Origin of the sequence: Sphingomonas zeicaulis (genome assembly GCF_050433225.1) — a bacterium.
GTDB classification, from domain to species: domain Bacteria; phylum Pseudomonadota; class Alphaproteobacteria; order Sphingomonadales; family Sphingomonadaceae; genus Sphingomonas_D; species Sphingomonas_D zeicaulis.
On sequence record NZ_JBNPXQ010000001.1, the window covers coordinates 836,509 to 854,096 of the forward strand.

General features: G+C 69.5%; 3 protein-coding genes. All 3 read right to left on the minus strand.

The window, feature by feature from the left end:
• Window positions 1–10: 10 nt before the first annotated feature.
• The 3 genes from FHS96_RS04040 to FHS96_RS04050 all read right to left on the minus strand — a co-directional run bounded on the left by FHS96_RS04040 (window position 11) and on the right by FHS96_RS04050 (window position 17,580).
• Window positions 11–955, minus strand: coding sequence for a D-2-hydroxyacid dehydrogenase (locus FHS96_RS04040; RefSeq protein WP_429588108.1), 945 nt, complete (start codon window positions 953–955; stop codon window positions 11–13).
• On the minus strand, window positions 955–2,403 hold the full coding sequence (gene cysS / locus FHS96_RS04045) for a cysteine--tRNA ligase (RefSeq protein ID WP_429588109.1): 1,449 nt from the start codon (window positions 2,401–2,403) through the stop codon (window positions 955–957). Before cysS ends, FHS96_RS04040 begins: the two co-directional genes overlap by 1 nt.
• A gap of 156 nt (window positions 2,404–2,559) precedes the next feature.
• On the minus strand, window positions 2,560–17,580 hold the full coding sequence (locus FHS96_RS04050; protein ID WP_429588111.1) for a hypothetical protein: 15,021 nt from the start codon (window positions 17,578–17,580) through the stop codon (window positions 2,560–2,562).
• Between the last annotated feature and the right edge of the window lie 8 nt (window positions 17,581–17,588).

Here is a 17,588-nt window from a genome sequence, read left to right on the forward strand (position 1 = left end):
TTTCTCAGGATCAATAGCCGAGCGCGAAATCGACCCGGTTCTTCAGCGGCTCGCCCGCGATCCAGCGTTGGAGGTTGGCAGCGAACAAGGGCGCCGCGCGTTCCCACTGGCCGGTCTGGGCGCGGCCCGACAAATGCATGGTGATGATCGCGTTGGGTGCGCGCCACAGCGGGTCGGTGGGGGGCAGCGGCTCGGGATCGACGGTGTCGAGGAAGGCGCCCGCAAGTTGGCCGGCCTCGAGCGCCGCGATCAAGGCGGGCTGATCGACCAGCGATCCGCGCGCGATGTTGACGAGGCGAGCGCCCGATTTCATCGCGGCGAGCTCCGAGGTGCCGATCATGTGCCGCGTGTCCGCGGTCCCCGGTGCCGCGAGCACCACCCAGTCGAATTCGCCGAGGCGCGGCCGCCAGTCATCGGCGCCGATTGCGCCATCGCTGGCGGAGCGGCGGACGCCGGTGACGGTGGCGCCGAGCGCGGTGAGCATCGCGCCGATGCGGCGGCCGATCGATCCATACCCGATCACCAGAACCCGGCTGCCGGCAAGATTGGCCGAAGGAATCGGCTTCGCCCATTCCTGGCGATCATGCGCGCGGACGACTTCGGGCAGATGCTTGGCGAGCGCGAACATGCCGGCGATGGCATATTCGGAGATCGCGACATCATGCACGCCCGACCCGTTGGTGAGCGCAACGCCGCGCGCCTTGAGCAGATCGACCGGCAGCGCATCGATGCCGGCGCGCCAGGTGTTGAGCCAGCGCATCCCGGTCGCCGCCGCGATCATCCCGTCCATGCCGTCGCCCGGGAACAGGTCCAGCCAGCCGATCTCGGCACCGGCCACCTTGGGCGCGGCATCGGCGGCACCATCGATCCAGCGCACCTCGATGCCCGCGGGCAGCAGGGGTTCGAGGAAGGGGCGGGCGGCGCTGACGACCGCGAGGACGGGAAGGCGGGTCATCAGTCGATCCGGATCGCCCAGTCCCATCCCAGCGGGTCGCCGTCCATGATCTCGATGCCCTGGGCTGAAAGTTCGTCGCGGATCGCGTCCGAGGTCGCGAAATCCTTGGCCGCGCGCGCCGCCTTGCGCTCGGCCATGCGTGCCTCGACCGCCTCGTCGGTCAGCAGCGCATCGGCCGGGCGCAGCCGCAGGTCGGCGCGGGTGAGCGTCGGCAGGTTGAGGCCGAGCGCGGCATCCATCCGCGCGATCAGCCCCAGCCTCAGCCCCGGTGCCAGCTTCTTGTCGGCAATCGCCTGATCGAGCACGGTCAGCGCCTTGGGCGTGTTGAGATCGTCGGCCAGTGCCGCATCGAACGCGTCGAGCAGCGGATGCGTATCCACCGCCTCGGGCTCGGCACGGTCGCGGAGTTGGTTGACCGCAATCACCATCCGCCGCAACCGGGTGAGCGCCGCGACGAGATTTTCGCCGCTGAATTCCAGTTCGGACCGGTAATGCGCCGAAAGGCACATCAGCCGGTAGGCGAGCGGGTGGATGCCGCGATCGACGATCGACGCGAGGATGGTGAAGCTGCCCTGCGACTTGGACATCTTGCCATCGCGGACGACCAGGAAATTGTTGTGCATCCACCAGTTGGCACCGGTGCAGGGCCTGCCGCTATGCGCCTGGTTCTGCGCGATCTCATTGGGATGATGGATCTCGCGATGATCGATGCCGCCGGTGTGGATGTCAAACTGGTCGCCGAGATATTTGCGGCTCATCACCGAGCATTCGAGGTGCCAGCCGGGCGCGCCCGGGCCCCACGGCGAATCCCATTCCATCTGGCGCTGTTCACCCGCCGCAGACTTGCGCCAGATTGCGAAATCCTGCGCATGGCGCTTGCCCGCCACCGGATCGATACGGCTTTCGCCCTCATCGTCGACGCTGCGCGCCAGCCGGCCATAATCGGGGACGGTGCCGACATCGAAATAGAGGCCGCTGTCGAGTTCGTAGCAATGGCCCGGCGCGATCGCCTTCGCGAAGTCGATCATGTCGGCGATATGGTCGGTCGCAACCGACCAGAGCCGGGGTTCGCGGATGTTGAGGTCACGGATATTGGCCTTGAAAGCCTCGGTGTAATGCGCGGCGATATCCCAGATGCTCTTCGCCTGCGCGCGGGCCGCCGCTTCCATCTTGTCGTCGCCGGCATCGGCATCCGACGTCAGGTGTCCGACATCGGTGATGTTGATGATGTGGTCGACTGCGAAGCCCCTGAACGCCAGCGTCCGGCTCAGCGTGTCAGTGAACACATAGGCGCGCAGATTGCCGAGATGGGCATAGTTGTAGACCGTCGGGCCGCACGAATAGATGCGGACCTTGCCCGGTTCGATCGGCTCGAACGGCCTGAGCTCACGCGTGTAGCTGTCGTAGAAGGTGAGGGGCGCACCCGTCATCATGGCTGGTTCCGGCATGGCGGCGACCCTTCGAACGGATCGCCGCCTAGGTCAACCGGGGTTGGTGGAGTTATACCAAGCTGCGATGAACAGGACTCATCGACGCTTGGTTAAGCGCGCGCGGCGCCTGAGCGAAACCCTCTCCCGATCGGTCGCAGACCGATCGGGACGGTATTACGGGTTCGACCGCGGACAGTTGGGCTGGCGCGGATCGGCGCGGCACTGTTCGGTCCACAGATCGTCATTGCCGGCGCCCGTCACCGGCTCGTCGATCAGCGGCTGGAAGCCAAACCGTTCGAAGTCCCGCAGTTCGATCAGCGGCGATTGCAGCGGCTGGACGGTCACCTGCGAGGGATCGGTGATATCCTGGATCACGTCCTGCACCGGGAAGTTGACGACGATCTGGCAGGCCGCGGTGTTGGCGATCAGGCAGCCGTTGATCGTCGATCCCTGATCGAACGCGCCCGGCAGGTCGCCATCGGCGCCGAGGATGCGGACGCGCGGGATCAGGTCCAGCCCCGTGAAGAAGCCGTTGGTCGCCGGATCCACCTCGCGGCCGTTGATCACGATCCGGGTGGTGACGCCGCCGGTGCGGATGGTGAGGCCGCCGGTGCCGACGGTGAAGCCGCGGCGATCGGCGAGGACGCGGCTTTCGACGCCGCTGTTCTGGACGAAGAAGCCGTTGCCGGCATTCACCTCGAGCCCGCCTGCCTGGATCGCGCCACCCTCGTCCAGCGCGCCGTCATTGAGCGCGAGGCGTTCGTCGATCGCCGCCATGTCGGGTGCTGTGGCGATGTCTGCCAGCGCTTCCAGCGTGCCGACAAAGATGTCGTCGGAGGTGAGGATGAGGGTGCCGGCGAGGCCGCCGCTGCCGTTGAGCAGGATCGAGCCCGTCCGGCTGTCCACCTCCAGCGCATCGTCCGCGACCAGTTCGACGCGGTTGTCGGCGCCGAGGCCGGTGAACAGCGCATCGCCGACGACGCGCAGCTTGCCGGTGGTATCGATGCCGAAGGTGCCGCCGCTGCCGAGATTGCCGCCCTGCGTGCCCGCGCGCGAGGTGAGCGTGAAGGAGCCGACGATGACATCCGGCGTGCGCGACGAGCCGACCGACTGGCCGCCCTGCGTCGCGACCGGCGGCGCGTGGATGAAGATGTCGTCGGAGAAGATCCGCGCGATTTCCGCCGCTGAAAGGTCGAAACCGGCATTGCCGCCGCTACCGCCGATGAAGGTGCGGCGCCCGCCGGTATTGGTGATGTCGACGAGCATGGTCTTGCCGATGGTGCCGACCCGGCCCTGCGCGCCGATCTCGATATCGTTGGAGCCCAAGGTGACGCTGGTGCCGTCCGCCAGTGCCGAGACGCGGATGAGATCGCCGGCATCGACCGCCAGCGCGCCGCGCGCGGTGACGGCGCCGTTCAGCAGCACATCGTCGGCCGCGGTTATGGCGATATCGCCGGCGCCGTCGCCCGCGATCGTGGTCAGCGTGCCTGCGGTCACGCTGCCGCCGGTGCTGGCGAGTGCGATGCCGCCTGTGGCACTGCCGGCATCGATGGTGAGTGCGCCGCCCGCGTCAATGTCGATCGCGCCCGCGGTCGCGGTGGCGGAGCCGACGCGCAGCCCGCCGAGTGCGTTCAGCAACACGGCGCGGCCGAGCGCGGTGACGATGCCGTTGACCGCGATGTCGTCGGTCACCGCGATGTCGCCGTTCGCGGCGGTGAAGGCGGCGTTGCCGGCGGCGGCGAGGGTGCGGATGTCGATGCCGGTCGCCGCGTCGATCGCGGTATTGCCGCTGCCGGTCGCGCCGGTGACGCGCACCGACTGCGCTGTGAAGCTGCCGCGGCCGTTGGCGGTGAGCATGTCGCCCGCGACGAAGCTGGTGCCGCTGATGTCGCCGTCGGCGTCGATGTCGATCGCGCCGAAGGCGGTGGCGCTGCCCACCGTCACCAGCCCGCCCGAGCCGATCAGGATGTTGCCCGCGCCGCCTTCGCCCCCATAGCCGCTCTCGCCGAGCGCCAGGATGGTGCCGAGCGTGACGTCGCCATCGGCATCGACGGTGAAGTCGCCGTCGCCGGCGGTACCATTGGTGATCGCAGCGGCGCCGAGGCTGGTGATGGAGACGTTGCTGCCAGCGCTGATCGTGCCGATCAGCAGCCCCTGCGCGCCGGCGCTGGCGCGCGCTTCATCGCCCGCCGAGACCGTGCCGATCGCGACCGCGAGGCCGGAGAGGATATCGACATCGTCGCCCGCGGTCACGCTGCCGCCATCGACGCCCTGCGATGCAATGCGCACGTCGCCGCCCGCATCGAGCGTGCCGAAATCGACGAAGCTGCCGGTGAGGATGTCGATGTCGAAGCCCGCCTCGGCGCCGAGGATCGTCGCCGATCCGCCGGTGGTGACCCCGATGCCGCCGCCTGCGACCAGCACCGCGCCGCCTTCGCCGAGCGCGTCTTCGCCGATGCCGCCGCCATTGCCGCCCGTGCCGCCAGTGCCGGCGAAGCCGGTCAGGTCGCCGCCAGCGTCGATGCCGATCGCGTCGAACGCGGTGAGGCTGCCGGCGAACACGTCGCCGCCCGCGCTGACGAAGATGTTGCTGCCGTCATTGCCGCCTTCGCCGCCATAGCCGCTCTCGGCGCCGGTGGTGACGATGCTGCCGAGGCTGACATCGCCGCCGGCATCGACGAGGAAATCGTCACCGGCGCTGCCGGCATCGACGATGACCGTGGTGGTCGCGGTGAGGTCGACGCTGTAGCGCGCGAAGGCGCCGGCGAGATCGATCGCGCCGGCATCGACGATGATGTCGCCGCCGCTGGTGATCGTGCCCGCGGTCAGCGCACCGGGTACGGTGACGTCGAAATCGCCGCTCAGCGTGACGTTCTGCAAGGTCAGGTTGTTGCCGGTGGTGATCGCCAGATCCTGCGCATCGGTGATGTCGCTGAGGATGGTGACGTTGAAGCCGTCGAGGGTGAGCAGCCCGCCCGAGGACAGTGCGCCGACGGTGAGATCGCCCGCCGCGGTGAAGCTGCCACCCACCGCGGTGGCAATCGAACCGATTTGGATGTCCGATCCGCCCGATACGGTCGCCTGACCGCCAGCGGCGAGCGTCGCGATATCGATGACGTCGTCGGCGGTGATCGTGAGCGTGGTGCCGGCGGTGATGATGTCACCGGTGAGCCCGCCGACCAGCATCTCGATCGAAGTTCCGGCTTCGATGCTGCCGAAGTCGAGCGCGCCGGTGCCTTGCGCGACGAAGGCGGTGCCCGCGCGCGCGGCGCCCAGCGTGACGTCACCGGTGGGAATCAGCACGATGCTGCCGCCGGCCTCCAGCGTGGCGGCGTTCAGCGTGCCGCCGGTCTGGATGCCGATGCTGCCGAACGCGTCGGCAGTGTCGATGCCGAGGTTGCCGGTGGCGATCAGCACGATGTTGCCGGGCAGGTTGCGCGCCGCACCGGTCGTCGTGATCGAACCCAGTACGGCATCGCCCGCGGTGACGCCGAAGTCGCCGCCGACGGTGGCAGTCCCCAGCGTCACCGTGCCGGTGCTGTTGAGCGCGGCGCTGGTGCCTGCGGTCAGGCTGTCGAGCGTGAGCCCGGCGGCGCCCGCGTTGAACACCGAACTGGTGCCGGAGCGTGCAAGGTCGCCCGCGGTCGCGCCGGCCGAGGCGGATTCGATGCTGCGGCCCGCCACCAGGGTGCCGAATTCGAGGCCGCCGCCGATGTCGAAGTCGATCTCGTCGCCGGCATTGGCGCTTGCGATCAGCGCGTCGCCGCCCGTGGCCAGCTCGATGTCACCGCCCGAGACCAGCACCGCGCCACCTTCGCCGCGGCGGGTGGGGACGGGGAGGCCGGTAAGGCCGCCATCCGCCTCGATGCTGATATCGTCGAATGCCTGAAGGCGGCCGGCGACGACGCCGTCGCCTGCGGTGACGATGATGTTGCTGCCGGTGGGGCCGCCTTCGCCGCCATAGCCACTCTCGGCGCCGGTGGTGACGATGCTGCCGAGGCTGACCGCACCGCCGGCATCGACGAGGAAATCATCGCCGGCGCGGCCGGAGCCGACGGAGGCGGTGGTGATCGCGGTTAGGTCGACGCTGTAGCGCGCGAAGGCGCCGGCGAGGTCGATCGCGCCGGCATCGACGATGATGTCGCCGCCGCTGGTGACAATGCCCGCCGTCAGCGCACCGGGGACGGTGACGTCGAAGTCGCCCGTGAGCGTCACATCCTGCAGGGTCAGGTTGTTCTGCGTCGTGATCGCAAGCGCGTCGGCGTCGGTAATATCGCTGAGGACGGCGACGTTGAAGCCGTCGAGCGTCAGCAATCCGCCCGAAGCGAGAGCAGCGACGGTGAGGTCGCCGACCGCCGAGAAGCTGCCGCCGACCGGCGTCTCGATGCTGTTCACGGTCACGCCGGCGCCGCCAGTGACGCGCGCGAAATCCGCTGCGGCAAGGCTGCCGATCATGATGCCGCCATCGCCGTCGATCGCGATCTGGCCGGCGGAGTCGAGCGATGCCGCGGTCAGGCCGCCGCCGGCGGTGACGCCGATCGTCGCGCCATAGCCGAACTCGCTGCCGCTGGTGACGACCGAGCCGAGGACGACATCGCCTTCGGCCTGGATGCTGAAATTGCCGGCCGAACGGCCGTCGTCGAGGCGGATGCCGGCGAGGCTGGTGAGGCTGGCGGTGTTGCCCGCAGCCAGCGTGCCGATGGTGATGCCGGTGCCGATCGCGCCGGCGCTGATGCCGATGCTGCCCGAGGCCGCCAGTTCGTCCAACGTCACCGCGCCATCGGCATCGATGCTGATCGAACCGCGGCTGACATCAATGGCATCGCCGGCCACGTCGGCGGCGGCGCCGATGGTGACGCCGTTGACCGCGGTGAAGGCGCCGAATTCGAGCGCGTCGGCGCCGATCCGGATGCTGCCGCCGGCGTCTGCGCTGGCGATCAGCTGGTTGCCGCCGGTCATCACCTCGATGTCGCCGCCGCCGACCAGCACCGATCCGCCTTCACCGCGCGCTTCGGGGTCGGGCACGCCGACCAGATCGCCTTCGCCGACGATGCTGATCGCATCGAAAGCGTTGAGGCTACCCGCGACAATATCGCCGCCCGCGGTGACGATGATGTTGCTGCCGAAGCCGCCTTCGCCGCCATAGCCGCTTTCGGCGCCGGTGGTGACGATGCCGCCAAGGAAGACATCCCCGTCGGCGTCGACAAGGAAGTCGTCGCCGGCGCTGCCACTGCCGACAGAGATTCCGCCGGTCGCGGTGAGGTCGACGCTATAGCGCGCGAAGGCGCCGGCCAGATCGATCGACCCGGCGTCGATGAAGATCCCGCCGCCGCTGGTGATCGTGCCGGCGGTCAGCGCGCCGGGCACGGTGACGCCAAAGTCGCCGCCGAGCGTGACGTTCTGCAGGGTCAGGTTGTTGTCGGTGGTGATCACCAGATCCTGCGCATCGGTGATGTCGCTGAGGACGGTGACGTTGAAGCCATCGAGGCTGAGCAGGCCGCCCGAGGCAAGCGCGCCGACCGTCAGGTCGCCTGCGGCGGTGAAGCTGCCGCCCGCTGAGGTCTCGATCGAACCGATGCTGACGTCGGACCCGCCGGTGACGGTCGCTTGACCTCCGGCGGCGAGCGTTGCGATGTCGACGATGTCGTCGGCGGTGACCGCAAGCGTGGTGCCGGCAACGATGCTGTCGCCGGTGAGGCCGCCGACGACCATCTCGATCGACGTGCCCGCCTCGATCGTGCCGAAGTCGAGCGCGCCGGTGCCCTGCGCGACGACGGCGGTGCCCGCACGTGCCGAACCCAGCGTCGCGTCGCCGGCCGGAACGAGAGCGATTCCGGCGCCGGCTTCGAGGGTGTTCGCCGTCAGCGTGCCGCCGGTCTGAATGCCGATGCTGCCAAAGGCATCGGCGTTGTCGATGCTGAGATCGCCCGTTGCGACCAGCACGATGTTGCCCGGCCGGGTACGCACGGCCCCAGTGGTGGTGATCGAGCCGAGCACGGCATCGCCGGCGTTGACGCCGAAATCGCCGCCGACGGTGGCGGTGCCTAGCCTCACCGTGCCGGTGCTGTTGAGCGCGGCGCTGTTGCCTGCGGTCAGGCTGTCAAGCGTCAGCCCGGCGGCACCCGCGTTGAAGACCGCGCTGGTGCCGGAGCGCGCAATGTCGCCCGCGGTCGCGCCGGCCGAGGCGGATTCGATGCTGCGGCCCGCCACCAATGTGCCGAATTCGAGGCCGCCGCCAATGTCGAAGTCGATCTCGCCACCGGCATTGGCGCTGGCGATCAGCGCATCGTCGCCGGTCGTCACCTCGATATCGCCGCCCGACACCAGCACCGCGCCACCTTCGCCGCGGCGGGTGGGGACGGGGAGGCCGGTCAGGCCGCCGTCCGCTTCGATGCTGATATCGTCGAACGCCTGAAGGCGGCCGGCGATGACACCGTCGCCCGCGGTGACGATGATGTTGCTGCCGGCGGGGCCGCCTTCGCCACCATAGCCGCTCTCGGCACCGGTGGTGACGATGCTGCCGAGGCTGACCGCACCGCCGGCATCGACGAGGAAATCATCGCCGGCGCGGCCGGAGCCGACGGAGGCGGTGGTGATCGCGGTTAGGTCGACGCTGTAGCGCGCGAAGGCGCCGGCGAGGTCGATCGCGCCGGCATCGACGATGATGTCGCCGCCGCTGGTGACAATGCCCGCCGTCAGCGCACCGGGGACGGTGACGTCGAAGTCGCCCGTGAGCGTCACATCCTGCAGGGTCAGGTTGTTCTGCGTCGTGATCGCAAGCGCGTCGGCGTCGGTAATATCGCTGAGGACGGCGACGTTGAAGCCGTCGAGCGTCAGCAATCCGCCCGAAGCGAGAGCACCGACGGTGAGGTCGCCGACCGCCGAGAAGCTGCCGCCGACCGGCGTCTCGATGCTGTTCACGGTCACGCCGGCGCCGCCAGTGACGCGCGCGAAATCCGCTGCGGCAAGGCTGCCGATCATGATGCCGCCATCGCCGTCGATCGCGATCTGGCCGGCGGAATCGAGCGACTCCGCGGTCAGGCCGCCGCCGGCGGTGACGCCGATCGTCGCGCCATAGCCGAACTCGCTGCCGCTGGTGACGACCGAGCCGAGCACGACATCGCCTTCGGCCTGGAAGGTGAAATTGCCCGTCGAACGCCCGTCGTCGAGGCGGATGCCGGCGAGGCTGGTCAGGCTGGCGGTGTTGCCCGCAGCCAGCGTGCCGATGGTGATGCCGGTGCCGATCGCGCCGGCGCTGATGCCGATGCTGCCCGAGGCCGCCAGTTCGTCCAACGTCACGCCGCCATCGGCATCGATGCCGATGGCGCCGCCGCTGACGTCGATCGCATCGCCGGCGACATCCGCCGCCGTGCCGATGGTGACGCCGTTGACCGCAGTGAAGGTGCCGAACTCAAGCGCATCTGCGCCGATCCGAATGCTGCCGCCGGCGTCCGCGCTGGCGATCAACTGGTCGCCGCCGGTCATCACGTCGATGTCGCCGCCGGCGACCAGCACCGACCCGCCTTCGCCGCGCGAGTCGGGCTCGGGCACGCCGACCAGGCCGCCCTCGCCGATGATGCTGATCGCGTCGAAGGCGTTGAGGCTGCCCGCGACAATATCGCCGCCTGCGGTGACGATGATGTTGCTGCCGAAGCCGCCTTCGCCGCCGTAACCGCTTTCGGCACCGGTGGTGAGGATGCTGCCGAGGAAGACGTCACCGCCGGCATCGACGAGGAAGTCGTCACCGGCGCGGCCGCTGCCGACCGAGATGCCGCGGGTCGCGGTGAGGTCGACGCTGTAGCGCGCGAAGGCGCCGGCGAGATCGATCGCGCCAGCATCGACGACAATGTCGCCACCGCTGGTGATCGTGCCCGCCGTCAGCGCGCCCGGAACGGTGACCGCGAAATTGCCCGCCAAGGTCACGTTCTGCAAGGTCAGATTGTTCTGCGTCGTGATCGACAGGATGTTGGCGTCGGTGATGTCGCTGAGGACGGTGACGTTGAAGCCGTTGAGCGTCAGCAGGCCGCCCGAGTTGAGAGCGCCGACCGTGAGGTCCGCCGCAGCGTCGAAAAGGCCGCCTACGGGCGTGTTGATCTGGCCGATCCGGATCACGCCGATGTCGGTCGTCACCTGCGCAAAGCCGCCGGCGCTCAGCGTGTCGATGTCGATCGCGCCGGCCAGCGACCGCGCGGTGAAAGCGGTGCCGGATTGCGCGATGGTCAGGTCGATCAGCCCCTCTGCGATGATGTCGGTTGCGCCGCCCGAGCGGATCGTACCCAGCGTGATCGCACTGCCATCGAGCGAGAGGGTGGTCGCGGCAGCGAGAGATCCGCCGCCGATGTTGCCCGCGGTCACGTCGATCGCGCCCGCGCTGCTGGCGATGTCGCCCAGCGTCACATTGGCGTCGGTCTGGATCGTGACGTCGCCCACGGTCCGCGCGAGGTCGATCGTACCGCCGCCGCCGCTGACGAGCAGGCTGTTCGCCGTCAGCGATCCAAGGTCGAAATTGCCCGCGGCGACGCTTACCGCGCCACCGGCGACGAGGCTGTCGATCGTCACATCCTCGGGCGTGCCGATGGTGATACCGGTGCCCGCCGTCGCGGCGTCACCGGCGATGTCGCCGGTCGCGGTGAAGGCGATGGTGGTGCCCGCATCGAGCGTGCCGAATTCGAGGTCGTCGCTGGCGATCGCGATCGAGAGCCCCGCATCGGCGCTGGCGATCAGCGCGCTGCCGGTCGTCGTGACTGCGATATCGTCGCCCGCGGCGAGCACCGCACCACCTTCGCCGCGTCCAGCGACCGGCGGGTTGCCGGTGAGCGCAGCGGCGTCGACCGTCAGCCGATCGAACGCGTCGAGGCTGCGCGCCCGCACGGTGCCGAGCGTGAAGATATCGATATTGCTGCCGACACCGCCTTCGCCGCCATAGCCGGTTTCCGCGCCGGTGGCGGTGATCGCACCCAGCGTCACGTCGCCGCCGGCGTCGATCAGGAAATCATCGCCCGCGCTGCCCGCGCCGACGGCGACAGTGCTGCTCGCCGAGAGATTGACCGAATAGCGCGCGAAGGCGCCGGCGAGGTCGATCTGCGAGGCGGAGATGAGGATTTCGCCGCCGCTGGTGATCGTGCCGGCGTCGATCGCGCCCGGCACGACGACGTCGAAATCGCCCGCCAGGGTCACGTTCTGCAAGGTCAGGTCGTTCTGCGTCGTGATCGCCAGTTCATCGGCATCGGTGATGTCGCTGAGAACGGTGACGTTGAAGCCGTTGAGGCTGAGCAACCCGCCTGACTGGAGGCCGCCGACGGTCAGGTCGCCGCCCGCGGAGAAGCTGCCGCCGAGCGGGGTGACGATCGAATCGATTTGGACGATGCCGCCGCCGGTGACGGTTGCCAGCCCATCCGACGACAGCGTGGTGAGGATCACGTCGCCCGCGTCGATATCGGTGACGCCGCCCGACAGGATCGTGCCTCCGTTGAGCCCGCCGACGAGGTCGATGCTGGTCTGGAGCCCGGCATCGATCGTCGTGAAGGTAAGCGCGCCACCGCCTTGTGCCAGGAAGACGCCGGCGGCCGTCGCGCTGTCGACCGTCGCGTCGCCGCCGAACACCAGCAGCACATTGGCGCCGGCGTCCAGCGTGCCGGCACCGACATTGCCGGCGGCCTGCAGTGCGACGCTGCCGAACGCATCGGCCTGATCGACCTCCACACCGCTCCCGGTCGCGATCAGCACGATATTGCCGGGCGCACCGGTGGCGCCGGTTGTCGTGACGATGCTCGCGGTCACGCTGGCGCCCTGTGCGCCGAAATCGCCGCCGGCGCGGCCGGCGCCGAACGAGACCGCGCCGGTGCTGTTGAGCGCCGCGCTGGTGCCGGTGATGACGCTGCCCAGCCGCAGCCCGGCCAGTCCGGACTGGAGGAAGGCGCTGGTCCCGGCGGTCACGCTGTCACCCACGGTGCCGTCGCCCGACGCCGTTTCGATGCTGCGGACGGCGTTAAGCGTGCCGAATTCGAGGCTGCCGCCGATGACGAGGTCGATCTCGTCGCCCGCATCCGCGCTCAGAATCTGCGCGTCGACGCCGGTGGTGACGTCGATATCGGTGCCAGCGACGAGCACCGCGCCGACAATGTCGGGGGCGTTGGGATCGGGCAGGCCGACCAGATTGCCGAGCACGTCGACGGTGACGCGGCCGAACGCGTCGAGCGTGCCCACGCTCGCGCTGCCATTGGCGTTGACGGTGATGTTGCCATAGCCCGTCTCGCCGGTGGTCGTGACCGTCCGCAGCGCGACATCGCCCAGCGCGGAGAAGAAGGCGTTGCCGCCCGCCTGGGCGGTGGTGCCGTCGATATTGCCGCCCAGCGCGCTGATCGCGCCGCCGGCGATGATCGTGTCGAATACCAGCGCGCCCGAGTGCGCGTTGATGCTGGTGCTGCCGGTGGAGACTATGCGCGAGCCCGGCCCGGCGATGAAGCCGGTGAAGGATTCGGCGGTGATGCTGCCGGCCTGGATGGTGACAAAGGGATCGCCGGTGCCGAGCGGATCGGCCTGCGTCACCGCGATGTCGGCATTGGTGAACATGTTCAGCGCGCCGCCGACCGCAAGGCCGCCGGCACCCGAGCCTTCGATGCGAATCTGGCCGCCGACATCGATCGTGGCATCGCCGGTCACGCGCACCGGACCATCGGCGCTGTAAAGCTGGAAGCCGCCGCCGCCGAACGGGCCGGCCTGCGCATCGAGGCTGGCGAGCAGCAGCGATCCTGCCGGATTGGTCGCGGTGTCGCGGATCGAGATCAACCCACCGATCGATGCCCCCGGTTGCGCGCCGCCGGCACCGGTGCCGGTTGCGGTCAGCGTCGTCGCGCCAAAGGTCATGCTGCCGGCCAGCACATTGTCGCTCACGCTGAGCGCGGCGGCGCCGCCCGTGCCGCTGCCGCTCAATGCCTGCAGCTTGGTGACGCCGAAGATCGGCGGCACTTCGCCCGGCACGCCCGGGAAGGTGGCGCCGGTGCCACCAAGGCCGCCAAGGGCGGCAATGGCGTTGGCGTTGAGCGTGAGGCCCGGCCCCGTCACCGAACCGCCCGCGACGCCGATCCGCGCGGTGCCGCCGGTGGCCGCGCCGCCGATGCCGCCGAAGCCGCCGGTATCGCCGAAATCGGTGCCGTCCGCGCCGATGCCGCCGGCGCCGCCGGTGGCGCGCGCGGTGATTGTGTAGCGCGCCAGCGGATCGCCGAAGACCGAATTGTCGAAGATCAGCGCGGCATCCTCGACGCTGACCGCCGAGGTGCCGCCGATGGCGATGCCGCCGACGCCGCCATTGCCGCCGATCGCGGCGACCGACCCGTCACCGGCGGCGCCGGCCACGGCATCGGTCGAGAGCGTGACGATGCCGAGCGTCAGCCGCGTATCGGCGGTCTGCGCACGGATCGTCGCAGTGCCGCCGGTCGCATTGCCGCCATCGCCACCCGCGCCGCCGAAGCCCAGCGAGTCGGCGCCGGTCCCCGCGGTCGCGGTCGCCAGCACCTGCAGGTTGGCGAGCGCCAGTTCCGAATGGACGGCATCGAACAAGGCGGTGCCGCCTACCGCGCTGCCGCCGGCACCGCCCTCGATCCCCGTCGCGCCGTCGCCGCCGACGGCGCTGGCGTCGACGATCGTCGCGCCCAGATCGATGCCGTCAAAGGCGATCGTGACCGACGTACTGCCGCCGGTCGCGTCGCCACCCGAGCCGGGGCCGCCGAGTGCGAAGGGCGAAAAGCCCCCTGGTCCCTCCACCAGGGTACCGCCGAAATCGACGAAAGTCCCGCCGGCGCCACCGCGCGCGGCCGTGCTCGCGGTCAGGCTGCCGACAGAGATCAGATCGGTCGCGTCGATGCCGCCGGCGATGTTGATCGTGACGATGCCGCCCGCGCCGTTGCCGCCGCCACCGTTCTGATCGGCGAAACCATAGTTATCGCCATAGCCGCTGTCGAAATAGCCGACATCGCCGCCGACGCCGCCAAAGCCCATGGCGAGCACTGAAAGCTCACCAATATCGGCGAGTGTGCCCTGTCCGATCGTGAAGCGCAGCGTGCCGCCCAGGCCGTCGCCGCCTTCGCCGGCATCCGCCTCGAACGCATCGCCACCTTCGCCACCATAGCCCGCGGCGCTGAGATTGACGGTGTCGCTTGAGAAGCTGCCCCCGAGTATGTCGAACAGCACGCTGCCGCCGCGGCCGACCCCGCCCGTCGCGCCACTTACCGCGGTGCCGCCGGTTCCATCCGCGATCAGGCCGATCGTGCCGATATCGACCGTGCCGTCGGTCGTGATCGCGATGCCGCCGCCGTTTCCGGTGCCGCCGACGAAATCGCCGAACGCCGCGCCGCCAAAGCCCCTCGCGGAGACGCTGAGGCCCGCCCCGGTGATGCTTGCGCCCAGCGCGCTGATCCGCACTGTGCCGCCATTGCCGATCCCGCCGTCTCCGTTGGAGAAGCCACCTTCACCGCTGTAGGGGCTGCCGCCGTTAGCGATGAGGTCAAGCGACCCGAACGACAGCGCGCCGCCGTTCAGGTCGAGACTGATCAGGCCGCCGAACGCGCCTGGCCCCGTCACGCCTTCCGCCTGCGCACTGCCGGCATCGCCGCTGGCATCGATCCGCGCGCTCTCTCCCAGCGCAAGGGTGCTGCCTTGGGAGAAGATGCGGACGATGCCGCCATTGCCGGCACCGGGCCGCGCCGTCGGCAAGCCGCCAGGATCCCGGTTGAGGCCTGAGCCGCCTGTGCCGCCGGCATCGATCTCGGTGCGGGTGCCGACCAGCAGCGATGCGCCGCCGCCCGCTTGGAGCGTGACGGAGCCGCCGTTGCCGACCCCGCCTGCGCCCACGCCGGATCCCGCGAAGGCAACCGCCGATGCATAGAATTCATCCGTGCCGAGCAGCCCGCCATCGAGCGTCAAGCCGATATCGCCGCCCATCGCGTTCCGGCCGACGCCGGCATAGCTCGACGTGTAGCCATCGGCGCGCAGCGACAATGCCGTGCCGGCCGCCACCTCGCCGCCCGGGCCGACATTCACGCTGATGCTGCCGCCGGTGGCGGTGCCCAGGCCAGTTGCCGCATAGCTATTCGCGCTGGCGCCGATCGAGATGCCGCCGGCCGACGTCAATGTCCCGTCCGCGACCGAGAGCGTGATGTCGCCGCCGATGGCCGAGCCGGCCGCACTGGTCTCACTGCCGAAATTGCCCGGCGCCTCGGCGTCGGCGAACAAGGAGAGCTGATTGATCGTCGCGTCGCCGCCATCGAGCGACGTAGCGATGGTCCCCGCTGTCGCGGCGCCGGACAGGGACGCGCCGACTCCGCCGGTAGCGCCGGCATTGACCCGCATCGTGCCAGGCACGGACAGCAGACCGCCATCGACTGTGATCGCCGCATCGCCGCCGGTCGCGGCGCCGCCCGTTGCGGATGGCAGGCGGAAGTCACCGCCGCCCGTGCCGCTGCTGTCGAGCAGAAGTGCCACGCCTTCGGCCGTGCCGCGAAGATTGGCGTTGAACCGGGAATCGCCGTTTAGTGCGAGGCTGGTCGTGCCGCCCGCACCGACGCCGCCGGTCGTCGCGCCAAAGCCACCGCGACCGGCCGCCGAGATGCTGACTTCACGATTGACGGCGATGTCTCCGTCGGTAAGCGAGACGCTGGCGCTGCCGCCGCGGCCGGCCCCGCCCAGGTCGGTGCCGCTGCCGCCGATGCCGTCAGCCACCACATAAAGGCTGTCGACGCTGATCCTTGTCCCCGTGACGTCGACCGAGGCGGTGCCGCCGATGCCGGCGCCGCCCGGCCCGGGAACCTGGCCGGCGCTGAGGCCGAGGCCGCTGGCGTCGACCGTAAGCTGGCCGCTGACGAAGAGGCCGCCATAGCCGGTCTCATTGCCCAGCGCGCTGATCGTCGCGCGTTGCGAGCCGGTGCCCGTGCCGGTCGCGCGCAAGGTGAGGTCACCGAAGGCGGAGATCGATTCATTGGCGTTTTCGGTGGCCGCGACCACCGAATTGACCGCGGTCAGCGTGGCATCGGCGTCGAAACGCACGCGGCCGGCGCCGGCGGGGCCGCCCGGATTGACGAGGATCGAGTCCGACGCATTGGCGGTAAGACGCGACAGGAAGGCGCTGTTGCCGATCTCGATATTGCCGTCACCGGTGGCGCTGGCGGTATCGACGACATCGCCGCTGACCGTGGCATAGCCCGCCGACAGCACGACGACGCCATTTTCCACCGCGACGCTGGACGCGGGTTCATAGCCGATCGTGCCGCCGAGCAGCATCGACACCGCATCATTCTTGGCGACCGCCGCCATATAGATGCGGTGATTGTCGGTGGCCGCGCCGGTGGAGGCGGGGCCGGTGGTGGTGCCGCCATGGGTGATGGCATTCTCCACCGTGGTGCCGGTGACGAAGCGGATGTCGAACAGGCCGTTGTTGATCGTCACATCGGCCGCCTCGGCGGCGATATAGGCGGCGGATCCATCGACCTGGACATTGCCGTTCTGAACGATGCGCGGCGCGACCAGCGCGACATAGCTGTTGGTCGCCAGTGCGCGGATGCGCGCGCCGGCATCGATCTGCACGGCGGACTGGCTGTTTTCGGCGCCGCGGAAGCGGATCTCGCCGCCGCGGCCAAAGAGGCCGCCGGTGGTGTCGATATCGTTGGTGGTCAGCAGCAGGCTGCCGACGTCGAACAGGCTGTTGGCGCCGGCGATGATGCCGCCGGGGCTGTAGAACCACACCGAACCGCCCGTCACCGGTGCGCCGGCGGGCGAACGGACTTGGCTGCGCACGGTGCCGTCGAGACGGATTCCGCGCGTCTGGTCGGTCGGCACGATGCGGTTGAGGACGACGAAATTGCTGACTTCACCGCTGGTGAACAGGCCGGTGCGGCCTTCCGGCAGGAAGTTGATCGGCCCAGTGCCGCCCTCACTGTCCAGCCGCCAGTCGATCACCGCCTGGCTGCTGTTTACCGTGATCGTATCCTGCGTGCCGCTCTGGTTGATCGACGCGCTGCCGAGCGCGATCGAACCCGTGCCCTGGAACGATTTGTCGGGAGAGACTTGCGCGCGTGCGCGGGGCGCCTGCGTCACCGCGACCAGTGCAACCGCGATCGCGCAGCCGGTCAGCAGCCGCGGTCGACTGCCGGCGGCAGCGCTCCGGGGGGCGGGGATGGTCGCCAGCATGGCCTTGCTCTCCACTTTTTTAC

Bases quoted from the DNA above. Each gene is read 5' to 3' on its own strand.
- FHS96_RS04040 (WP_429588108.1), bottom strand. From the start codon at position 955: ATGACCCGCCTTCCCGTCCTCGCGGTCGTCAGCGCCGCCCGCCCCTTC.
- cysS (WP_429588109.1), bottom strand. From the start codon at position 2,403: ATGCCGGAACCAGCCATGATGACGGGTGCGCCCCTCACCTTCTACGAC.